The organism is Pseudomonas mercuritolerans, assembly GCF_025706525.1.
GTDB classification, from domain to species: domain Bacteria; phylum Pseudomonadota; class Gammaproteobacteria; order Pseudomonadales; family Pseudomonadaceae; genus Aquipseudomonas; species Aquipseudomonas mercuritolerans.
This window is the reverse complement of record NZ_JAMSHA010000005.1, coordinates 70,477-91,369: the sequence shown is the minus strand read 5'-3', so window position 1 is coordinate 91,369 and position 20,893 is coordinate 70,477. Positions and strand designations below refer to the sequence as shown.

Below are 20,893 nucleotides of genomic sequence, written 5' to 3'. Positions count from 1 at the left end.
CATGTTGCTCAGTTATCTACGGCTGGTGTTGTTTGCGGCGGGTCTGTTGATCGGTGTCCAGGTGCCGGGGTTCATCAACGATTACGCCCAGCGTGTAGAAGCGCATCTGATCGAAGCGCAGACCGGCCTGCGTGGTTTCCAAGGCACGGCCGACCAGTTTTTCAAAGGCGACATGCAGGCGCTGGTCGCGCATTACCGGGCCAGCGAAGACCCGATTTTCCGCAGCGATGCCGACAGCCTGAACACTTTGCTCACTCGACAGGTGGCGCTGGATAAACAATTCCAGGCGATGCAAGGGCCGTGGTATGTGCGCTTCCTGCAAGTGGTCCTGGCCGCCGATCCGGACATTCGCAAGGAAACCTGGAACGGCTACAGCTATCAGATCCTGCTGACACCAGAGGCAATGATCTGGGGCATGAGCGGCGCGTTGCTGCTGTCGTTCGGTGTCGAATGCCTGTTCCGCCTGATCGACTGGGTAGTGCTCGGCGGCCGCCGCCTGCGCCAGAGCCGACCGATCGAAGATCGCGACGTCCGCGGCCTCTAAGGGCTCCAGAGCAAAAGATCGCAGCCTGCGGCAGCTCCTACAGGGGAATGTGAACACCTGGAGCTGCCGAAGGCTGCGATCTTTTGCTTTTCAAGTACACAACACGATGTAGGTTCCACCCACTCTGTGCGCATACCCCGCCAGCACCTGCTGACACAACGTCACAATCTCCTCGACCCACTCAACCCCGACCCGCCACGACACCACCACTGGCAGATTCGCCGGCCGCTGGTCAATGTCGAGCAAGATCAATTCGCCGCGCGCCAGTTCTTCGGCGACCAGCACCGGCGGCAGCGCGCCGATACCAAAGCCGTCACGCAACAAACGGGTAATCGCCGACACCGAATTCACGCAATTCAACCGTGGCGCCAGCACGCCGTTGGCCTGCATCAGGGCGACGATATCCTGATGCGGTCGCGAGTTTTTCGAGTAAGTGATGATCCGCTCCTGCGCCAGTTCGGCGAGGTCGGCGTAGTTGCGGTTGTAGATCGAATTGCTGGCGACGATCCAGCCCAGCGGATGGCTGGCCAACTCCAGGCTGCGCACGCTTTCGTGGCGGATCAGATCGGTTTGCAACACCAGATCGAGAAAACCTTTTTGCAGCTGATCGCAAAGGTTCAGCGCGGTATCCGCGACCAACTCGATCTCCACCCGTGGATACAGATCGGTCATCTGCGCCACCAGCGGGCTCAGCCACGTATGAATCACCGTGTCCATCACGCCGATACGCACCCGCCCGACCTTGCTCGAACGGGTCTCGATCGACTGTTTCAGCGCCGCCATGGTCTCGAGCATCTGCTCGGCGTAGTCGAGTACTTTCAAGCCTTCCGGGGTCAGGCTGACGCCGCGTGAATCGCGCAGAAACAGCCTCACGCCCAGTTCGCCTTCGAGCACGGCAATGCGGCTGGAAATGGACGCCTGGGTGGTGAACAGCTTGTCAGCGGTCAGGCGAAAACTCTTCAGGCGCGCGACCCAGACAAAGGTCTCGAGAAACTTCAGATTCATGGACAAGGCTCGGCTGACAAATTTTTCTTATGCCTAAGGCGGGTTTTTATTCGTTGGACGGCGCAGGGCAGGGCGACGAAAAATCGGCGCATCCGGTTCCCACGATAGGCGTCGTCGGAGCTTCGAACAAGACCAATAAAAGCCCTGCGGAGATTTGCCATGAGTGCTCCCGACACCCTCCCGTTATCCAAGCCTGTGACGCGCCCCGGGCCGTTCGACTGGTATCGCAACATCAACCAGCAGGAGCGCCGCACGTTCTGGAGCTGCAAGATCGGTTACGGTCTGGACGGCATGGACACGCAGATGCTCAGCTTCGTCGTGCCGACGCTGATCGCGATGTGGGGCATCACCACTGGCGAAGCGGGGCTGATTCACACCAGCACACTGATCGCTTCGGCCATCGGCGGTTGGGTCGCCGGGATCCTCTCCGACCGCATCGGCCGCGTGCGAACGCTGCAACTGACGGTGCTGTGGTTCGCCTTCTTCACCTTCCTCTGCGGCTTCGCGCAAAACTACGAACAATTACTGATCGCGCGCACCCTGATGGGCTTCGGTTTCGGCGGTGAATGGACCGCCGGCGCGGTGCTGATCGGTGAAGTGATCCGCGCCAAGGACCGCGGCAAAGCGGTGGGCATGGTGCAATCCGGCTGGGCGCTGGGCTGGGGCCTGACGGCGATTTTGTATGCGCTGCTGTTCTCGGTTTTGCCAGCGGAAGATGCCTGGCGCGCGCTGTTCATCCTCGGCATCGTGCCGGCGATATTCGTGATTTTTGTCCGTCGCCTGGTGAAGGATCCTGAGATTTATCGCGAAGCCAAAGCCGCGCAAACCCCGGAAAACCCGGCCAGGTTCTACGAGATCTTTGCCCCTGGCATGCTCTTCACCACGTTTCGCGCTTCCTTGCTGACCACCGGTGCGCTGGGCGGCTACTACGCGATCACCTCCTGGCTGCCGACCTTCCTCAAGAACGAGCGCGGTCTGAGCGTGCTCGGCACCGGCGGTTATCTGGCGATGGTGATCGTCGGTTCCTACGTTGGCTATGTAATCAGTGCTTATCTGACCGACCTGCTCGGGCGGAAAAAGAATTTCATCTTGTTCGCGGTCGGCTCGTTCACCATCGTTCTGCTCTACACGCAGATGCCGGTCAGTAACGGCGTGATGCTGTGGCTGGGCTTTCCGCTGGGCTTCTTCGCCTCGGGGATTTTCAGCGGCATGGGCGCGTTTCTCACCGAATTGTTCCCCACACGGATTCGCGGCTCGGGCCAGGGTTTCTGCTACAACATCGGCCGCGCACTGGCGGCGTTGTTCCCGCTGTTGATCGGCCTGCTCAGCCAGAAAGTGCCGCTGAGCATGGGCATCGGCGCCTTCGCGGCGGTTTCTTACGGCGTGGTGATTCTCGCGGCGCTGAGCCTGCCGGAAACCCGTGGCAAGCAACTCGACGCGCAGTAACTGATACCCTGCGCAGAAGTCTCCTACAGATAAAAAGACCAGCAGCTACAGGAGTGTTCACCGTGAGCCGCCTGCTATTGAATTGCGACATTGGCGAGAGCTTCGGCAGCTGGACCATGGGTCTGGACGCCGAAGTCATGCCCTTCATCGATTGCGCCAACGTTGCCTGTGGTTTCCATGCCGGCGACCCGAGCATCATGCGCAAAACCGTGGCGCTGGCCCTCGAACACGGCGTGCAGATTGGCGCGCACCCGGCCTATCAGGATCTGGTCGGATTCGGCCGGCGCTCCATGGCGTATTCCGCGCAAGAGCTGCAGGACATCCTGCATTACCAGATCGGCGCCCTCGACGGCATCTGCAAGGCGCAGGGCGGGCGTGTGAGTTACGTCAAACCCCACGGCGCGATGTACAACGACATGATGGCCAACCCGGCGCAGTTGCGCGCAGTGGTGCAGGCCGTGGCCGCTTATGACCGCAGCTTGCCGCTGATGTTGATGGCGACCCGAGACAACGCTGCGGCGCAGCAGATCGGCGATGAATACGGCGTAACTCTTTGGTTTGAAGCGTTCGCCGACCGTGCCTACGACAGCGCTGGCCGGCTGGTTTCGCGGCAGTTGCCGGGCGCCGTGCATCACGATCCGCAGACAATCATCGAGCAAGCATTGACCATCGCCCGTGGCGGCGAGCTTATTGCCAGCGATGGCAGCGCGTTGATCCTGCGCGCCAACACCCTGTGCGTCCACGGCGACAACGCCAGTTCCGTGGCCGCCGTGCAGCGCATTCGTCAGGCCATGCAGCAGTCGAGTGCGTCATGAATCCACGGATTGAAGTGGTGGCGCTCGATTGCCTGATGCTGCGTCTGTTCGATGAAATTGCCGAAGCCAACACGCCGTGGATGCTCGCCGCCAGCGAGCGCTTGCGTGCGGCATTCGGCGCGCAGCTGATCGATCTGGTGCCGTCCTATACGACGCTGATGGTGCATTACGATCTGACGCTGTTGAGTCCGGCGCAGGCGCGCGAATTGATCGCCGAGGCGTTGGTTGACCTGTCGCCAAATGCGCGAAGCGCTGGGCAGTGTCATGTCTTGCCGGTCTGGTATGACTTGAGTGTCGGCCCGGATCTGAGCCTGTTGGCCGAACGCAGCGGCCTCGCGGTGAAGGAGGTGATTCGTCGCCACAGCGCACGGGAATATCAGGTGTTCGCTCTTGGCTTTGCGCCGGGTTTTGCCTTCATGGGCCTGGTCGAAGAAATGCTCGCCGCGCCGCGCTTGAGCACACCGCGCAAGAAAGTCGCCGCCGGCAGCGTCGGTATCGCCGAGCGGCAGACCGCAGCGTATCCGGTGGTCTCACCCGGTGGCTGGAACCTGATCGGGCGCACCCCAGCGAAACTCTTCGATCGCCACCGCGACGGCTACAGCCTGATGCAACCGGGCGACACGGTGCGCTTCGAAGCGGTCGACCACGCCGAATTCATACGCTTGGGCGGCGATGACACACCACTGGAGGCGTTGGCGTGAGTCGATTGACGATCGAAGCCAGCACACCGCTGTGCCTGTTGCAGGACGCCGGGCGGTTTGGCGTGCGACATCTGGGCGTGACGCAGGGCGGCGCGGCGGATTGGTGCTCGATGAGCTGGGCCAATTGGCTGTTGGGTAATGAACTGGATGCGGCGGTGGTTGAAATCACCCTCGGCGGGTTTGCCGTGGTGGCTGAGGAGGATTGCCTGTTGGCGCTGGCAGGAGCGGATCTCGGCGCGCAGATCGACGGCCAACCGCTGGCGCCGTGGCGCAGCTTCCGGTTGGCGAAAGGGCAGACATTGCGCTTCACCCAGCCGTTGCTCGGCGCCCGGGCTTATTTGGCCGCAGCCGGTGGTTTCACTGCGCCGAAGGTATTGGGCAGCAGTGCCACGGTGCTGCGCGAAGAATTGGGCGGGCTTGATGGCATGGGCTTTCCGCTCGCCAAAGGGGCGGTGCTCGGTTACAGCGGCGAAGCGTTGGCAGTACGGGAAATGCCTTCGGCGCTGCGGCCGGATTTCAAAACGCATGCGCCTTTGGACTTGGTGCTCGGCGCACAGATCGGCCAGTTCAGCGGGCAGAGCCTGTTCGATGTCTTCAACAGCGCCTGGACCATCGACAGTCGCGCCGACCGCATGGGCATCCGCCTGCTCGGCGCGGCGTTGCAATATCAGGGCGCGCCGATGATCTCCGAGGGGATTCCGTTGGGCGCGGTTCAGGTGCCGCCGGACGGGCAGCCGATTGTGTTGCTCAATGATCGGCAGACCATTGGTGGCTATCCGCGCCTGGGCGCGTTGACACCGCTGGCGCTGGCACGATTGGCGCAGTGCCTGCCGGGAGCGAAGGTAAGATTGAGGCCGGTAGTGCAGGACGTCGCGCACCGCGAGCATGTCGAATATTTGCAGCGCTTCAAAGATCGCTAAAAGCTTCGCGAGCAGGCTCGCTCCCACAGGTAAAAGCATTCCAATGTGGGAGCGAGCCTGCTCGCGAAGGCGTTCGTCGAGTTAACGATTATTTGGAAAGAAACCGCATCCCTTCCTCAAGCCCGCGCAGCGTTAGCGGATACATCTGATCCTCGATCAGATCGCGGACGATGTTGGTCGACGAGGTATAGCCCCACGTGTCCTTCGGATACGGGTTGATCCAGATGAGCTTCTTGTATTTCTCCATGAAGCGCTGCATCCACACGTAACCCGGCTCTTCGTTCCAGTGCTCGACGCTGCCACCGGCCTGGGTGATTTCGTAAGGCGCCATCGCGGCGTCACCGATGAAGATCACTTTGTAGTCGGCGCCGTATTTGTGCAGCAGATCCTGGGTCGAGGTGCGTTCGGAAGTGCGGCGCATGTTGTTCTTCCACACTGATTCATAAATGAAGTTGTGGAAGTAGAAGTACTCCAGGTGCTTGAACTCGGTCTTGCAGGCCGAGAACAATTCCTCGCAGATCTTTACGTGCGCGTCCATCGAGCCGCCGATGTCGAACAACAGCAACAGCTTCACCGTGTTGCGGCGTTCCGGGCGCATCTGGATATTCAGCAGGCCGGCGTCCTTGGCGGTGTGGTCGATGGTGCCGTCGATGTCGAGTTCTTCCGCCGCACCCTGGCGGGCGAACTTGCGCAGACGACGCAGAGCGACCTTGATGTTGCGCGTGCCCAGTTCCACCGAATCGTCGAGGTTCTTGTACTCGCGCTGGTCCCAGACCTTGACCGCTTTGCCCTGACGCTCGCCGGCATCGCCAACCCGGATGCCCTCCGGGTTGAAACCACCGGAGCCGAACGGACTGGTGCCACCGGTGCCGATCCATTTGTTGCCGCCGGCGTGGCGTTCCTTCTGTTCTTCCAGACGCTTCTTGAACTCTTCGATGAGCTTGTCCAGCCCACCGAGGGACTGGATCTGCGCGCGTTCTTCGTCGCTCAGCGAACGCTCGAATTCCTTGCGCAGCCAGTCTTCGGGAATCAGCGCCTGCAAGTGATCGTCGAGTTTTTCCAGGCCGTTGAAATAGGCGCCGAACGCGCGGTCGAACTTGTCGAAATGGCGTTCGTCCTTCACCAGGATCGCCCGCGACAAGAAATAGAACTCGTCCATGTCGGCGAAGGTCACGCGCTGTTTCAGCGCGTTGATCAGGTCCAGCAGCTCGCGCACCGAGACCGGTACCTTGGCTGCACGCATTTCGTTGAACAGGTTGAGCAACATGGCAGCAGCCTCTTAGCGGGTGCCGCGCCGGCTCATGAACGCCAGGCGCTCAAGCAGTTGCACGTCCTGTTCGTTCTTCACCAGCGCGCCAGCCAGTGGCGGGATGGCCTTGGTCGGATCGCGCTCGCGCAGCACCGCTTCGCCGATGTTGTCGGCCATCAGCAGTTTCAGCCAGTCGACAAGCTCGGACGTCGAAGGTTTTTTCTTCAGGCCCGGTACCTTGCGCACGTCGAAGAACACGTCGAGCGCTTCGCTGACCAGATCCTTCTTGATGTCCGGGTAGTGCACGTCGACGATTTTCTGCAGGGTAGTGCGGTCGGGGAAGGCGATGTAGTGGAAGAAGCAGCGGCGCAGGAAGGCGTCCGGCAGCTCTTTCTCGTTGTTGGAAGTAATGATGATGATCGGGCGCTTCTTGGCCTTGATGGTCTCGTCGATCTCGTAAACGTAGAACTCCATCTTGTCGAGTTCTTGCAACAGGTCGTTGGGGAACTCAATGTCGGCCTTGTCGATTTCGTCGATCAGCAGAATCACCCGCTCCTCGGACTCGAAGGCTTCCCAAAGCTTGCCTTTCTTCAGGTAATTGCGCACATCGTGGACTTTTTCATTGCCCAGTTGCGAATCCCGCAGGCGGCTGACGGCATCGTATTCATACAGACCCTGATGGGCCTTGGTCGTGGACTTGATGTGCCAGGTGATCAATTTGGCGCCGAACGATTCGGCCAGTTGCTCGGCGAGCATGGTCTTGCCGGTGCCCGGTTCGCCCTTGACCAGCAGAGGCCGCTCCAAGGTGATAGCGGCGTTGACCGCCAGCTTCAGGTCATCGGTGGCGACATAGGCCTGGGTGCCTTCGAACTTCATCTGCAGATCCTCGAACGGTAACGCCGACCTTACGGGCAGGGCGGGGCGAAATAATCGGATGCCCGACTATAACGCGCACGCCGGTCGACTGTGAACGCAGACGGCTTATTCAGTCTCTGAATGGAGCGTCACATGTTGACTCAGTCTCGGCGGATGGCCAGTATTCCGGTATCGCCGATTTGGCGATAGCCTTTCCTACTCGGTTAGTAAAAAGGCAGAAAATCGATGTTACCCATGAAACGGCCGCGTCTGCGATCTGCGCACGTCGTGTCGGATTTCAGGTTGGCGCTGGCATTTATCAATGGTCAGGAACTGACAGTTGATTTGGGGATGGATATTCATACTTATCCAGGTCTGCGGCCACTGCTTGATCGCGAAGTCTTTGCGACTGCCGTAGTCGGGGACGAGGGTTGGATCGTTGAATGGGTTGAACCCGACGTACAGATCGGTGCAGACACCTTGTATATGGATGCGCTAGCGCAAAATGCCCAGGATGAGAACACGCGCATTTTTATCGATTGGCGCGCCCGTACCGGACTTTCTCTCAATGATGCGGCCGAAGCGCTCGGTGTGAGCGCTCGCAGCATCAGCCGTTACAGCAATGGGCGTGAAGCAGTGCCACGTTCTTTGGCCTTGGCCTGTCTGGGCTGGGATTCGCTGCAACAGCGTTCATCGATAGCGGCCGAAGACACAGGTCGATATGTCGTCAACCGCAAAAATTAACCCTCATCCGGCTTCGGCCGCTCATATCGCGCATTGAATGCCTGGATGAAGCCATTGCGCAAAATCTGCAAAAACGCTTCGAAGGCGTTGACGTTCTGCTGGTGAACATTGCCGCTGAGTTCGACGCGGGTGGCGAACTGGTTTTTGTTCTGGTTCTTCAGCACGGTCTCGGTGCCGCCGACCAATGCTTCCCAGATTGAGCGGAACAGGCCTTTGTTCTTGTTTTCGACGTCTTGCTGCCAGTTGAATACGTCGACGTCGCGCAGCAGGGGTTTGATGTAGCCGGTGAGTCGGGCTTTCTCTGCCTTGGCTTCGATGACCACATCGCCGTGGCCGGCGTTGAAGTCGAATTTGCCGTAGGCGGCGGCAAAGTCGTTCATGCGTTTGAGCTCGATGTCACGGGCGCGCAGGCGGAATTCGAAGTCTTCGAAGTTGCTCAGTGGATCGAAGGTGGCGGTGGTTTCCAGCGGCGCGTGGCCCAGCAGCAACGCCTTGCCTTCAAAGCGCGCGTCGCGTTTGCCTTCCTTGTCGACCACATTGGTCAGGTTGTAGATGCTGGCGTTGACGTTGCTGGCGTTCATGTTCACCGGCGGCTTGGAATTGAAATTACGGAAAGTAATACGGCCGTCGTTGATCTGTACTTCATCGAGGGTGATCGGCAGCAGCTTGCCCAATTGTTCACGCCAGTCGGTGCCCTGACCGGTCTGCGAGTTCTGCTTATTGGGGCCACCGTCGACAAAGTTGATTTCGGGGTTGAGAAATTGCACCTGCGCGACCACGGCATGGTCGTACCACAACGAATGCCAGCTCACCGACAGGTCGATCAACGGCGCATCGACGAACGGCACCGGCACTTTGCCGTCGACCTTGACGATCTTCAGGCCGTTAATTTTGTAGGCGCCGCGCCACAGCGCGAGGTCGACATCGGTGATCTGGCCACGGTAATCGCCCATGTCCGCGAGCTTGTCATTGAGGTAGTCGCGTACCAGATAGGGCAGGGCGAAATGCAGGGCGACCAGCAGCACCACGACACCCGCCAGGGTCCAGAGCGGCCAGCTGTAACGACGTTTCATGCCATTGTTCCTTCAAGAGTGTGGCTTGACGATTCAATGCGATTGACTCCGCGCGTTTGCAGACGTTCGACCCGACTGGACTGTGATCGGCAACGGGCTTACCTTGGAAGGCTGAATTCAACGCTGCATAAGGACCCAGCCATGAGCCGTATTTACGCTGACAACGCCCATTCCATCGGTAATACGCCGCTGGTCCAGATCAACCGCATCGCGCCGCGCGGGGTCACGATCCTGGCCAAGATCGAGGGGCGCAACCCCGGTTATTCGGTCAAATGCCGAATCGGCGCCAACATGATCTGGGACGCCGAAAGCAGCGGCAGACTCAAGCCGGGCATGACCATTGTCGAGCCGACTTCCGGTAATACCGGTATCGGTCTGGCCTTCGTTGCCGCTGCGCGTGGCTATAAATTGATGCTGACCATGCCGGCGTCGATGAGCATCGAGCGCCGCAAGGTTCTGAAAGCCCTGGGCGCGGAACTGGTGTTGACCGAGCCGGCCAAGGGCATGAAGGGCGCCATCGAGAAAGCTGCGGAAATCGTCGCCAGCGATGCCGACAAATACTTCATGCCAGCGCAGTTCGATAACCCGGCCAACCCGGCGATTCATGAGAAGACCACCGGCCCGGAAATCTGGAACGACACCGACGGTGCCGTGGATGTGCTGGTGGCTGGAGTAGGTACCGGCGGAACCATTACCGGTGTCTCGCGGTATATCAAGAACACCGCCGGTAAACCGATTCTGTCGGTGGCCGTCGAGCCAGCGTCTTCGCCGGTGATTACACAAGCGTTGGCCGGTGCCGAGATCAAGCCGAGCCCGCACAAGATTCAGGGCATCGGTGCCGGTTTTGTGCCGAAGAACCTTGATCTGTCGATGGTCGATCGTGTCGAGCAGGTGACTGACGAAGAATCCAAGGCCATGGCTTTGCGCCTGATGCAGGAAGAGGGGATTTTGTGCGGCATCTCCTGCGGCGCTGCCATGGCGGTGGCGGTGCGTCTGGCGGAGAAACCAGAGATGCAGGGGAAAACCATCGTCGTGGTGCTGCCGGATTCGGGTGAGCGTTATCTGTCGAGCATGTTGTTCAGTGACCTGTTCACCGAGCAGGAGAACCAGCAGTAAGCCTGTTGATTCATGTCAGCCAGGGTTCAGGCGCCGCATGTTAATAAAGGCTTTGTTGCGTAATGCTTAACACTGAATCTTGTGGCAGGCGGGTTTTTCCCGGAGCCGGTAGTGTTTATCATGGCCGGCTGCCATGCCGGGTAAAGGGCATTGCGCAGCGTTGTCTTTATTCAAGGAGTTGTTGATGAGCGTTTCGTTTGCCGCCAAGGCGTTTGTGCTGTTGCTGTTTCTGGGCAGCACGCTCTATGTGCATTTGCGCGGCAAGGCGCGTTTGCCGGTGCTGCGTCAGTTCGTCAACCATTCGGCGCTGTTCGCCCCATATAACGCTTTGATGTACCTGTTTTCCGCAGTGCCATCCAGACCGTATCTGGATCGCAGCAAGTTTCCGGAGCTGGATGTACTGCGCGACAACTGGGAAACCATCCGCGACGAAGCCATGCACCTGTTTGACGAGGGCTACATTCGCGCCGCCGAGAAGAACAACGACGCCGGTTTCGGTTCGTTCTTCAAAAAAGGCTGGAAGCGTTTCTATCTGAAGTGGTACGACAAACCGCTGCCATCGGCCGAAGCCCTGTGCCCGAAAACTGTAGCGCTGGTCAGTGCCATTCCCAACGTCAAGGGCGCGATGTTTGCACTGCTGCCGGGCGGCAGTCATCTCAACCCGCACCGCGATCCGTTCGCCGGCTCGCTGCGCTATCACCTCGGCCTGTCGACACCCAACTCCGACGATTGCCGGATCTTCGTCGACGGTCAGGTTTACGCCTGGCGCGACGGCGATGACGTGATGTTCGACGAGACCTACGTGCACTGGGTCAAGAATGAAACCGCTCAGACTCGCGTCATTCTGTTCTGTGACATCGAACGCCCGCTGAGCAGCCGCCTGATGACCCGGATCAACCGCTTCATCAGCGGCTGGCTCGGCCGCGCCACCGCGCCGCAGAATCTGGACGACGAACGGGTTGGCGGCATCAACCAGGCTTATGCCTGGAGCAAGAACTTCAGCGACCGTTTCAGCGGCGTGGTCAAGCAGTGGAAGCGCCGGCATCCCAAGGCCTACAGGGTAATGCGCCCGGTGCTGGCGGTGTTGGTGCTGACGTTGCTGGGGTATTGGTTGTTTGGTTGAGCCTGGAACAGAAATAAAAAACCGCTCCTCAGGAGCGGTTTTTTCACAATCGGCCAGCGGCCAGCACCGAGGGCTCATCTTCGATACCGGTGATCAGCAGTTGCAACAGACGCCGTTGATTAGCGGTCAATTCGTGATCAGCCAGTCTTTTGGTTTTCAGCGATCTGACCAGCGCTTCGGGAGGTCTCTGTTTCGCTTTTTTCATGTCGCCTCCCGGTTCGATCAGTAATTGATTGGTTTTCACAGTACTGGATTCTCCAAGGTTTTGACAAGGCGGCCTTCGATGTCGTAGCTGAAACCCAGCTTCTGATAAACGGGTATCGCACCGTCCAGCGGCTCTTGTATTTCGATAACATCGCAGCCAACGAAATGCGCGTATTGCTCAATTACCATCATCGCTAGTAGTCCGATCCGATTTTTCAAAGGATGTGTTCCGCCAGGGCGCCCTTCCAGTCTCACAACTCGTAATCTTCGTCGACTATTGTTCGGGTTCGCAAAACACAGGCCGCAGAGCTGCCCGTCGAACCAGATAGAGATGTCCAGTGCGCGTGGTTCACGTGATTTCCACGCGATGACTTCATGCCAGAAAAAGCAGGGTTCTTCCCATGTTTCAAAAGCATTCAGCGCATGCCTGTTTATCGGTTCGAACCGAATCAGAGATAAATCCATAATCGAAGCGTCGGCCGCCTTGAGTTGGCCCTGTAAGCCGGCAATCTGCGAAGCGGCCCGCTTCCTCGCCTCTGACCGATAAACCTGATACCGCAAATACGTCCGTTCCCTTGGCATATGATCTCTTGCATTCCATGTCTCCTGACAATCCGTTGCCACGCCAATAACCCTAACCACCCGGCGCCAGACTGTCGCTACCGGCCCTTCGCCCAAGTCATTGCAATCTGTGTCCCGGGCTGGTTATAGTCAGCCCGCGAGCCGCCTGGCTCGCGCGTTCATTTCCTCAATAAAGATCAGCATTCATGCCTGCATCCTTCATCAACGCGGTAGTCGATTCAGCGGTCAACGCTGGCGTCGTGCCGTGCGGGAATCAGCAGCCTGTGCAGATCAGTCATTACCCTCCACCTGTCAGTAGCACGCCGGTGTGCGCAGTCGTATCGCCGCCGGGCGTTGGCGTTCGGGGCTGATCGGCAGTTTCTGCTGCCCCCGCGCCCGCCAGAAAAACCTACTGAATTTCAGCTTCGGCTGAGTTGGCTTCTTGCCTGACTACAGGTGGTATTCATGTTTGTCCTTTCGAAACAATCCTCGCTCGCGGCGGCGTCCACGAGCCTGTTCGTTCTGCTGTGGAGCAGCGGGGCGATTTTCTCCAAATGGGGCCTCGCCCATGCTTCGCCCTTTGCCTTTCTGCTGATTCGCTTCGCCATCGCCCTGTGCGGGCTGGTCTTGCTGGCGCCGCTGCTGAGATTGAAGTTGCCCAAGGGTGGCAAGCCGATGCTGTTCGCGATCGCCACGGGACTGGTGTTGCTCGGGGCCTATCAGATCTTTTATCTGCTGGCGCTGGACTGCAAAGTCACGCCGGGGGTGATGGCGACGATCATGGGCGTTCAGCCGATCCTTACCGTGGTCTTGATGGAACGGCAGCGTTCGGCGAGCCGCCTGTTCGGCCTGGCGCTGGGCCTGGCCGGGCTGATCATGGTGGTTTATCAAGGGATCGGTCTGGCTGGAATGTCCTGGGCTGGCATGCTGTTCGGTTTGCTGGCGCTGGCGAGCATGACGCTTGGCTCGATCATGCAGAAACGCATCACCGACAATCCGCTCGGTACGCTGCCAGTGCAGTATCTGGCCGGGCTGTTGTTGTGCGCGGTGTTCGTACCGTTCCAGCCGTTTCACTTCGAGCACAGCGCAGGCTTCATTGTCCCGGTGTTATGGATGGGCCTGGTGGTTTCAGTGCTGGCGACGCTGTTGCTGTATCGGCTGATTGCGCGGGGAAATCTGGTGAACGTCACCAGCCTGTTCTATCTGGTGCCGGCGGTGACGGCGGCGATGGATTACCTGATTTTCGGTAATCGGCTGGCGGCGTTGAGTGTGCTGGGGATGCTGCTGATCATTGTTGGGTTGGTATTTGTGTTCCGTAAAACCGGATAGCCGATAGGCAGGTGGCGCTTGTTGCGCCGCCTTTCGCGAGCAGGCTCGCTCCCACATTGGAATGTATTCTTCTGTAGGGGCGAGCCTGCTCGCGAATATCTGCGGCAGAAAATCTAACGGACTGACGCGTTTGCAGGCTTAACCACCGCCGGCTTTAACACCAGCCACAACGCCGCCGCAATCAACACTCCGCCATAAATGTGCGCCATCGACAACGGCTCATCCAGCAACAACGCCCCCCACAACACGCCGAACGGCGGGATCATGAAGGTCACGGTCATCGATTTCACCGGGCCGATCGAGCTGAGCAGGCGGAAATAGATGATGTAGGCAAACGCCGTGCAACCCAGGCCCAAGCCGAGCAGCGACAGCCAGACCTGCCAGCCGCCCCAACTGACCGGCGGCGCAGTGATGGTGCTGTAGGCGAACAGCGGCAGCAAAAACAACGTCGCCCCGAGCATGCTGCCCAATGCCGACAAACGGCTGTCCAGCCCACCGGCCTGATCCAGCCAGCGCCGCGCGAGGAAACCGGCAAAGCCGTAGCAAGTGGTCGCAAGCAGGCAGGCCACCGCGCCCATCAGCAGCTGCAGATCGAAGGCCACCGGACCTGCGCGTGTCAGCACGCCGACGCCGAACAGGCCGAGGAACACGCCGCTGAGCTTGGCCGCTGTGAGTTTTTCGCTGAAAAACAGGCCGCCAATCAACACGCCCATCAGCGGCGTGGTCGCATTGAAGATCGCCGAATAGCCGGCCGGCAAAACCTGGGCGGCAACCGAATACAGCGTCGCCGGAATCCCCGAGTTGATTACGCCCAGCAGCATCACGGTTTTCAGCTTGCCCTTGAAGTCCCAACTGATGCGCATCAGCCCAAGGATCACCAGCAGACCGGCCGCCGCGATCGACACGCGAAAGAACCCGGTGGGGATCGTGCCGATCACCGGGGCAATGATGCGCATGAACAGAAAACTCGCGCCCCAGATAGCGGCCAGCGACAACATGCGGAAAATATCGACAGGGCTCACGGCGGGCTCCTTCCTTGATCGGGACGAGAGTGTTGCCGAGCGTCCGGATCATGGCAACCGCTATTCGGGCTTTTAATTTTGCCTGCCGATGCATCGGCTCGAGAAAGCGCATCAACGGTCAGCCCTGTATCGGTTTTGGCAGAAATTGCGCTTTTCCTGCGAGCGTTTCCGTGACTAAGCTCAAACGAATCGATTTCCCGCCGAGGTTCATTTATGTCGCAGCAATGGCCAGCCACCGAGATCGCCCGGATGATCCTCGCCGGCTTCGACGATTATCGCGAGCATTTCCGCCGCATCACCGACGGCGCGCGTGAGCGTTTCGAACAGGCGCGCTGGCAGGAGGCACAGGCCGCCTCGGCGGCGCGGATCAATCTGTACGAAGAAAAGGTCGGCGAAACCGTTGCTCGGCTGCGCGAGTATTTCGACGAAGAAACGCTGATGAACGTCAGCTGCTGGCCGCTGGTGAAAAGCGCCTACATCAGTGTGATCGACCTGCGCTTCGACGATGAGCTGTCCGAAACCTGGTACAACTCGATTTTCTGCGGGCTGTTCAGCCACGACCTGATCAGCGACGGCTGCATGTTCATCCACACCACGCGCCCAAGCCTGCGCCGTGCCCGCGCCGCGCAAACCCGTACGTACAAGCCGCAGGGCCAGTTGTCCGGGATGCTCGCCAGCATCTTCTCCGATTACCGCTTCAGCGAGGATTACGCTGATTTGCCCGGCGACTTGCTGCGGCTCGAAGCGCAATTGCGCGAGAACCTGCCGGACTGGGTGTGCAAAGACCCGGAGCTGAGTGTCGAGCTGTTTTCCTCGGTGCTCTACCGCAACAAAGGCGCGTATCTGGTCGGACGCATCTACACCCGCGACGAACAATGGCCGCTGGTGATTCCGCTGCTGCACCGTGAAGGTCGTGGCATTCAGATCGATGCGTTGATCACCGACGAAGCCGATGTGTCGATCATCTTCTCGTTTACCCGCTCGTATTTCATGGTCGATGTACCGGTGCCGGCGGAGTTCATCGGTTTTCTGCGACGCATTCTGCCGGGCAAGCACATCGCCGAGCTGTACACCTCGATCGGCTTCTACAAGCACGGCAAGTCGGAGTTCTACCGCGCGCTGATCAATCACCTGGCCAACACTGACGATCAGTTCATCATGGCCCCGGGCGTGCGCGGCATGGTCATGAGCGTGTTCACCCTGCCGGGTTTCAACACCGTGTTCAAAATCATCAAGGACCGTTTTTCGCCGTCGAAAAACGTCGACCGCGCCACGGTAATCGAAAAGTACCGGCTGGTGAAAAGCGTTGATCGGGTCGGGCGCATGGCCGATACCCAGGAGTTTGCCGACTTTCGTTTTCCGCTGAGCAAGTTCGATCCGGCGTGTCTCGAAGAGCTGCTTGAAGTGGCGCCGTCGACGGTGTCGGTCGAAGGCGAAACCGTGCTGATCCGCCACTGCTGGACCGAACGCCGGATGACTCCGCTCAACCTCTACCTGGAAAACGCCAACGACGCCCAGGTACGTGAAGCGCTGGAAGATTACGGTCTGGCGATCAAGCAATTGGCGGCGGCGAATATTTTTCCCGGCGATATGCTGCTGAAAAACTTCGGGGTCACCCGTCACGGGCGAGTGGTGTTTTACGACTACGACGAAATCTGCTTCCTGACCGAAGCCAACTTCCGCCACATCCCGCAACCGCGCACGCCGGAGGACGAAATGGCCTCCGAACCGTGGTACTCGATCGGCCCGCTGGACGTGTTTCCCGAAGAATTCCCGCCGTTCCTGTTTGCCGATGCCGGGCAGCGCAAGTTGTTCGATCAGTTGCATGGCGAGTTGTACAACGCCGATTACTGGAAGGGCTTGCAGGAAGCGATTCGGGCGGGGAAGGTGATCGACGTCTTCCCATACCGGCGCAAGGGCCTCGACAACGAATAACAAGACGCAGCTGCAAGTGGCAAGCTTCAAGCTGCAAGTTGAAAGCCGCAGTGACTTGCGACTTGTAGCTTGGCGCTTGCAGCTGCTTTTCTGCGACAATCCGCCCCCTGCATAAATAGACGACCGAATTGCCTACCCGATGACCGACGAATCGCCCTCCATCGACAAACTGCTGAAAAACCTCGATCACGCCATGCTCGCCGACCGTCACCGGCTGCGGCGGCAGTTGCTTGAGCTGCGCAAGAAACCCGACGAGGCCAAACTGGCCCAGTGGGTGACGCGCATGCAGGCGTCCTGTGATCAGGTGCTGGCGCGCCGTGCCAGCCTGCCGGTGATTCGTTATGACGACAGTTTGCCGATCGCGGCCAAGCGCGACGAGATCAAAAAGGCCCTGGAGCAACATCAGGTGCTGATCATCGCCGGCGAAACCGGCTCGGGCAAAACCACCCAGTTGCCGAAAATCTGTCTGGAAATCGGGCGCGGCCAGCACGGTCTGATCGGCCACACCCAGCCGCGTCGGATCGCTGCGCGCAGCGTCGCCAGCCGTGTCGCCGAAGAACTCGGCACGCCGCTCGGTGCGCTGGTCGGCTATCAGGTGCGCTTTGAAGATCAGAGCGATGCCAACACCCTGATCAAGCTGATGACCGACGGCATTCTGCTGGCGGAAACCCAGAACGATCGTTATCTGGAACGCTACGACACGATCATCGTCGACGAAGCCCACGAACGCAGCCTCAACATCGATTTCCTCCTCGGCTACCTGAAAACCCTGCTGCCACGCCGTCCCGACCTGAAGGTCATCATTACTTCGGCGACCATCGATCTGGAGCGCTTCTCCAAGCACTTCGATAACGCGCCGATCGTCGAAGTATCGGGCCGTACCTTCCCGGTGGAAACCTGGTATCGACCGCTGACGCTGGAGCAGGACGAAGAGGGCAACCGGGTCGAGGACGACCTCACCGTCGATCAGGCGATCCTCGCCACCCTCGACGAAATCGCCGCCTACGAGCGCAGCGAACGGCGCAGCCCCGGCGATGTGCTGGTGTTCCTGCCCGGCGAGCGCGAGATTCGCGACGCCGCCGATATGCTGCGCAAGGCCCAGCTCAAGCACACCGAAATCCTGCCGCTGTACGCGCGCCTGTCGCCGGCTGAACAGCAGCGGATTTTCCAATCGCACCCGGGCCGCCGCGTGGTGCTGGCGACCAACGTCGCCGAAACCTCGCTGACCGTACCGGGCATTCGCTATGTGATTGACAGCGGCACCGCGCGCATCAGCCGCTACAGCTATCGGGCCAAGGTCCAGCGTTTGCCGATCGAAGCGATTTCCCAGGCCAGCGCCAATCAGCGTAAAGGTCGGTGCGGGCGGGTCGAGCCGGGTATCTGCGTGCGTTTGTACAGTGAAGAGGACTTCCTTGGGCGCCCGGAATTTACCGATCCGGAAATTCTGCGCACCAACCTCGCCGCCGTTATTTTGCAGATGCTCCATCTGCGCCTCGGTGAAATCACCGCGTTCCCGTTTATCGAGCCGCCGGACGGCAAGGCAATCAGCGACGGTTTCAACCTGCTGCAAGAGCTGTCGGCGGTAGATCGCAACAGTCAGCTGACACCACTCGGTCGCCAGTTGGCGCGCTTGCCGGTCGACCCGCGCATGGGCCGCATGCTGCTGGAAGCGGCCAAGCTCGGCAGCTTGCAGGAAGTGCTGATCGTTGCCAGTGCGATGTCGATTCAGGACCCGCGCGAGCGTCCACCGGAGCGTCAGCAAGCGGCGGATCAGGCCCATGCGCAATGGAAGGATCCGGATTCCGACTTCGCCGGGCTCGTCAATCTGTGGCGCGGTTTCGAAGAGCAGCGCCAGGCGCTCACTGCCAACCCGCTGCGTAACTGGTGCCGGAAGAACTTCCTCAATTACCTGCGTTTGCGCGAGTGGCGTGATTCCCATCGTCAGTTGAGCCTGATCTGCCGCGACATGCAGCTGAGCCTGAACAAAGAGCCGGCGGATTATCCGAAGCTGCACAAAGCGGTACTGGTCGGATTGCTCAGCCAGATCGGCCAGAAAACCGAAGACGGCGATTACCTCGGCGCGCGGCAGCGGCGCTTCTGGATTCACCCGTCGTCGGGCATCGGCAAGAAGCGCCCGCAGTGGCTGATGACCGCCGAACTGGTGGAAACCACCAAGCTTTACGCGCGCATGGTCGCCAAGATCGACGCCGACTGGATCGAACCGCTGGCCGGGCACCTGATCAAGAAAAACCATTTCGAGCCGCATTGGGAGAAGAAGCGCGGCCAGGTCGTAGCCTATGAGCAGATCACCCTGTTCGGCCTGATCGTGGTCGGTCGCCGCCCGGTGCATTACGGCCCGGTCGATCCGGTGGTGTCGCGTGAGCTGTTTATCCGCGAAGGTCTGGTGCGCGGCGAGATTCAGTCGCGGGCCAAATGCCTGAGCGCCAATCAGAAACTGCTCGAGCAGCTCGACGAACTGGAGGCCAAGGCGCGCCGGCGCGACATTCTCGCCGACGAAGAAACCCTCTACGCCTTCTATGATGCGCGGTTGCCGGCGGAAATCCACCAGACCGCGACCTTCGACAGTTGGTACAAGGTCAACAGCCAGAAAGACCCGCAGCTGCTGATCATGCGCGAAGAAGACGTACTGGCTCGCGAGGCCAGTGAAGTCACCGCCCGTGATTACCCGGACACCCTGCACATCGGCGATCTGGAACTGGCGCTGACTTATCATTTCGAGCCCAATCACCCGCGCGACGGCGTGACCTTGCGCGTGCCAGCGCCATTGCTGCCGATGTTGCCGCCGGAGCGTCTGGAGTGGCTGGTGCCGGGCCTGATCGAGGCCAAGTGCATTGCGCTGGTACGTAATCTGCCCAAGGCCCTGCGCAAGAACTTCGTGCCAGTGCCGGACTTCATCAAGGCCGCGTTGCAGCGCATGACTTTCGCCGAAGGTTCGCTGCCGCAAGCGCTCGGTCGCGAGCTGCTGCGCATGACCGGCGCGCGGGTCAGCGATGAAGCGTGGGCAGAAGCGGCGCAGCAGGTTGAGAGCCATCTGCGCATGAACCTGGAAATCGTCGATGGCCAGGGCAAGTTCCTTGGCGAAGGCCGCGATTTGGCTGAGTTGACCGCGCGCTTCGCCGAAGCCAGCCAGGCCGCGCTGGCGGTGCCGCAGAGTGCGAAAAGTCAGCAACCGGTCGAGGCGAAAGTATTTGCGCCGGTGGCGGAAAAGACCCAGCAGAAGATCGCCGGGCTGTCGATGACGGTGTACCCGGCGCTGGTGGAAGAGGGCGGCACGGTCAAGGAGGGACGCTTCTCCACCCCCGCCGAAGCCGAGTTCCAGCATCGTCGTGCCCTGCAGCGCTTGTTGATGCAGCAACTGGCCGAACCGGCCAAGTTCCTCCGGGGCAAGTTGCCAGGGCAGACTGAGCTGGGCCTGTTGTATCGCGAACTGGGCCGGGTCGATGCGCTGGTCGAAGACATTCTGCTGGCCAGCCTCGACAGCTGCATTCTCGAAGGCGAAGACCCATTGCCCCGTGATGGCGCCGGGTTGGCGGCATTGGCCGAGCGCAAACGCGGCAACTGGACCGAGCACGCCGAGCGGGTTGCGCGGCTGACGCTGGAAATCCTGAAGATGTGGCACGGTCTGCAAAAACGCTTCAAGGGCAAGATCGATCTTGCCCAGGCGGTGGCGTTGAACGACATCAAGCAGCAGATCGGCAATCTGGTCTATCCGGGTTTCGTCCGCGAAACGCCGATGCAGTGGCTCAAGGAGTTGCCGCGTTATCTGAAAGCGGTCGAGCAACGTTTCGAGAAACTCGGCGCACAGGTGCAGAAGGATCGGGTCTGGAGCGGCGAACTCGCTGGCCTGTGGGCGCAATACCAGGCCCGCGCGGCCAAGCATGCGCAGGAAGGCAAGCGTGATCCGCAGCTGGAGTTGTACCGCTGGTGGCTGGAGGAATACCGCGTATCGCTGTTCGCCCAACAGTTGGGCACCAAAGTGCCGATCTCCGACAAGCGCCTGAGCAAACAGTGGAGCCAGGTCGAGCCCTGACCCTGCAGCCATACACAATTCCCCGTGGAATTGGTCTTTGTGGCGAGGGGATTTATCCCCGCTGGGTGGCGAAGCCGCCCCAAAACCTACGCCTCGGTTCATCAGATACCGAGCGTAGTGGGTTGGCGACTGCTTCGCAGTCGAACGGGGATAAATCCCCTCGCCACAGAGTTGAGTTCATGGAGTGAATGGCAGTTGTG

18 protein-coding genes are annotated in these 20,893 nt (G+C 59.9%); 11 read left to right on the top strand and 7 right to left on the bottom strand.

Features of this window, described 5'->3' with window-relative positions:
- Nucleotide 1 precedes the first annotated feature (1 nt).
- Complete coding sequence (locus tag ND528_RS15220; protein ID WP_024012023.1) at nt 2-544, top strand: DUF2937 family protein; 543 nt, start codon at nt 2-4, stop codon at nt 542-544.
- A gap of 90 nt (nt 545-634) precedes the next feature.
- Here the strand turns inward: ND528_RS15220 and ND528_RS15215 are convergent, their stop codons facing one another.
- Nucleotides 635-1,549: a LysR family transcriptional regulator gene (locus tag ND528_RS15215; protein ID WP_263470634.1), complete on the bottom strand. Its 915-nt coding sequence runs from the start codon at nt 1,547-1,549 to the stop codon at nt 635-637.
- Nucleotides 1,550-1,708: 159 nt separating this feature from the next.
- Here ND528_RS15215 and ND528_RS15210 point away from each other — a divergent pair, with 159 nt between their 5' ends.
- The 4 genes from ND528_RS15210 to ND528_RS15195 all read left to right on the top strand — a co-directional run bounded on the left by ND528_RS15210 (nt 1,709) and on the right by ND528_RS15195 (nt 5,431).
- Nucleotides 1,709-2,995 carry an MFS transporter gene (locus ND528_RS15210; protein ID WP_137216222.1) on the top strand — a complete coding sequence of 429 codons (1,287 nt, stop codon included), beginning with the start codon at nt 1,709-1,711 and terminating at the stop codon, nt 2,993-2,995.
- 62 nt (nt 2,996-3,057) lie between these two features.
- Nucleotides 3,058-3,810, top strand: a complete 753-nt coding sequence (locus tag ND528_RS15205) for a 5-oxoprolinase subunit PxpA (RefSeq protein WP_263470633.1) — start codon at nt 3,058-3,060, stop codon at nt 3,808-3,810.
- Nucleotides 3,807-4,511: a 5-oxoprolinase subunit PxpB gene (gene pxpB, locus ND528_RS15200; RefSeq protein ID WP_263470632.1), complete on the top strand. Its 705-nt coding sequence runs from the start codon at nt 3,807-3,809 to the stop codon at nt 4,509-4,511. Before ND528_RS15205 ends, pxpB begins: the two co-directional genes overlap by 4 nt.
- Nucleotides 4,508-5,431, top strand: a complete 924-nt coding sequence (locus tag ND528_RS15195) for a 5-oxoprolinase subunit C family protein (protein ID WP_263470631.1) — start codon at nt 4,508-4,510, stop codon at nt 5,429-5,431. Before pxpB ends, ND528_RS15195 begins: the two co-directional genes overlap by 4 nt.
- A gap of 88 nt (nt 5,432-5,519) precedes the next feature.
- Here ND528_RS15195 and ND528_RS15190 read toward each other — a convergent pair whose 3' ends face one another.
- Nucleotides 5,520-6,698 (bottom strand): vWA domain-containing protein, encoded by a 1,179-nt coding sequence (locus ND528_RS15190; protein WP_263470630.1) that lies wholly within the window; start codon nt 6,696-6,698, stop codon nt 5,520-5,522.
- Nucleotides 6,699-6,710: 12 nt separating this feature from the next.
- Nucleotides 6,711-7,556 (bottom strand): AAA family ATPase, encoded by an 846-nt coding sequence (locus ND528_RS15185; protein WP_007911294.1) that lies wholly within the window; start codon nt 7,554-7,556, stop codon nt 6,711-6,713.
- A 225-nt stretch (nt 7,557-7,781) separates the two neighbouring features.
- Between ND528_RS15185 and ND528_RS15180 the strand changes: the two genes are divergently transcribed.
- A complete protein-coding gene (locus tag ND528_RS15180; protein WP_263470629.1) occupies nt 7,782-8,279 on the top strand; it encodes a helix-turn-helix domain-containing protein in 498 nt (165 codons plus the stop codon).
- On the opposite strand, the gene ND528_RS15175 is transcribed toward ND528_RS15180, so the two are convergent.
- Nucleotides 8,276-9,352 carry a DUF748 domain-containing protein gene (locus ND528_RS15175; RefSeq protein WP_056783605.1) on the bottom strand — a complete coding sequence of 359 codons (1,077 nt, stop codon included), beginning with the start codon at nt 9,350-9,352 and terminating at the stop codon, nt 8,276-8,278. The genes ND528_RS15180 and ND528_RS15175 overlap by 4 nt on opposite strands.
- Nucleotides 9,353-9,493: 141 nt before the next feature.
- Here ND528_RS15175 and cysK point away from each other — a divergent pair, with 141 nt between their 5' ends.
- Together cysK and ND528_RS15165 are read left to right on the top strand one after the other, a co-directional pair.
- Nucleotides 9,494-10,468 (top strand): cysteine synthase A, encoded by a 975-nt coding sequence (gene cysK, locus ND528_RS15170; protein WP_016771214.1) that lies wholly within the window; start codon nt 9,494-9,496, stop codon nt 10,466-10,468.
- Between the two features lie 184 nt (nt 10,469-10,652).
- Nucleotides 10,653-11,591, top strand: coding sequence for an aspartyl/asparaginyl beta-hydroxylase domain-containing protein (locus tag ND528_RS15165; protein ID WP_212615536.1), 939 nt, complete (start codon nt 10,653-10,655; stop codon nt 11,589-11,591).
- 43 nt (nt 11,592-11,634) lie between these two features.
- On the opposite strand, the gene ND528_RS15160 is transcribed toward ND528_RS15165, so the two are convergent.
- On the bottom strand, nt 11,635-11,796 hold the full coding sequence (locus ND528_RS15160; protein WP_178083760.1) for a hypothetical protein: 162 nt from the start codon (nt 11,794-11,796) through the stop codon (nt 11,635-11,637).
- A 35-nt stretch (nt 11,797-11,831) separates the two neighbouring features.
- Nucleotides 11,832-12,377: a hypothetical protein gene (locus tag ND528_RS15155; protein ID WP_212615537.1), complete on the bottom strand. Its 546-nt coding sequence runs from the start codon at nt 12,375-12,377 to the stop codon at nt 11,832-11,834.
- A gap of 444 nt (nt 12,378-12,821) precedes the next feature.
- On the opposite strand from ND528_RS15155, the gene ND528_RS15150 reads away from it, so the two are divergent.
- On the top strand, nt 12,822-13,685 hold the full coding sequence (locus ND528_RS15150) for a DMT family transporter (protein WP_263470628.1): 864 nt from the start codon (nt 12,822-12,824) through the stop codon (nt 13,683-13,685).
- Nucleotides 13,686-13,798: 113 nt separating this feature from the next.
- Here ND528_RS15150 and ND528_RS15145 read toward each other — a convergent pair whose 3' ends face one another.
- Nucleotides 13,799-14,707, bottom strand: a complete 909-nt coding sequence (locus ND528_RS15145; protein WP_122505875.1) for a DMT family transporter — start codon at nt 14,705-14,707, stop codon at nt 13,799-13,801.
- A 213-nt stretch (nt 14,708-14,920) separates the two neighbouring features.
- Between ND528_RS15145 and aceK the strand changes: the two genes are divergently transcribed.
- Together aceK and hrpA are read left to right on the top strand one after the other, a co-directional pair.
- Nucleotides 14,921-16,642, top strand: coding sequence for a bifunctional isocitrate dehydrogenase kinase/phosphatase (gene aceK / locus ND528_RS15140; RefSeq protein WP_212615539.1), 1,722 nt, complete (start codon nt 14,921-14,923; stop codon nt 16,640-16,642).
- A gap of 139 nt (nt 16,643-16,781) precedes the next feature.
- The gene (gene hrpA / locus ND528_RS15135) at nt 16,782-20,693 is read left to right on the top strand and encodes an ATP-dependent RNA helicase HrpA (protein ID WP_263470627.1); all 3,912 of its coding nucleotides are present in this window, start codon (nt 16,782-16,784) and stop codon (nt 20,691-20,693) included.
- Nucleotides 20,694-20,893: the final 200 nt, after the last annotated feature.

Excerpts from the sequence above, each read along its gene's own strand:
- ND528_RS15220 (WP_024012023.1), top strand. The coding sequence starts at position 2 with ATGTTGCTCAGTTATCTACGGCTGGTGTTGTTTGCGGCGGGTCTGTTG.
- ND528_RS15215 (WP_263470634.1), bottom strand. The coding sequence starts at position 1,549 with ATGAATCTGAAGTTTCTCGAGACCTTTGTCTGGGTCGCGCGCCTGAAG.
- ND528_RS15210 (WP_137216222.1), top strand. The coding sequence starts at position 1,709 with ATGAGTGCTCCCGACACCCTCCCGTTATCCAAGCCTGTGACGCGCCCC.
- pxpB (WP_263470632.1), top strand. The coding sequence starts at position 3,807 with ATGAATCCACGGATTGAAGTGGTGGCGCTCGATTGCCTGATGCTGCGT.
- ND528_RS15190 (WP_263470630.1), bottom strand. The coding sequence starts at position 6,698 with ATGTTGCTCAACCTGTTCAACGAAATGCGTGCAGCCAAGGTACCGGTC.
- ND528_RS15185 (WP_007911294.1), bottom strand. The coding sequence starts at position 7,556 with ATGAAGTTCGAAGGCACCCAGGCCTATGTCGCCACCGATGACCTGAAG.
- ND528_RS15180 (WP_263470629.1), top strand. The coding sequence starts at position 7,782 with ATGTTACCCATGAAACGGCCGCGTCTGCGATCTGCGCACGTCGTGTCG.
- ND528_RS15175 (WP_056783605.1), bottom strand. The coding sequence starts at position 9,352 with ATGAAACGTCGTTACAGCTGGCCGCTCTGGACCCTGGCGGGTGTCGTG.
- cysK (WP_016771214.1), top strand. The coding sequence starts at position 9,494 with ATGAGCCGTATTTACGCTGACAACGCCCATTCCATCGGTAATACGCCG.
- ND528_RS15165 (WP_212615536.1), top strand. The coding sequence starts at position 10,653 with ATGAGCGTTTCGTTTGCCGCCAAGGCGTTTGTGCTGTTGCTGTTTCTG.
- ND528_RS15160 (WP_178083760.1), bottom strand. The coding sequence starts at position 11,796 with ATGAAAAAAGCGAAACAGAGACCTCCCGAAGCGCTGGTCAGATCGCTG.
- ND528_RS15155 (WP_212615537.1), bottom strand. The coding sequence starts at position 12,377 with ATGCCAAGGGAACGGACGTATTTGCGGTATCAGGTTTATCGGTCAGAG.
- ND528_RS15150 (WP_263470628.1), top strand. The coding sequence starts at position 12,822 with ATGTTTGTCCTTTCGAAACAATCCTCGCTCGCGGCGGCGTCCACGAGC.
- aceK (WP_212615539.1), top strand. The coding sequence starts at position 14,921 with ATGTCGCAGCAATGGCCAGCCACCGAGATCGCCCGGATGATCCTCGCC.
- hrpA (WP_263470627.1), top strand. The coding sequence starts at position 16,782 with ATGACCGACGAATCGCCCTCCATCGACAAACTGCTGAAAAACCTCGAT.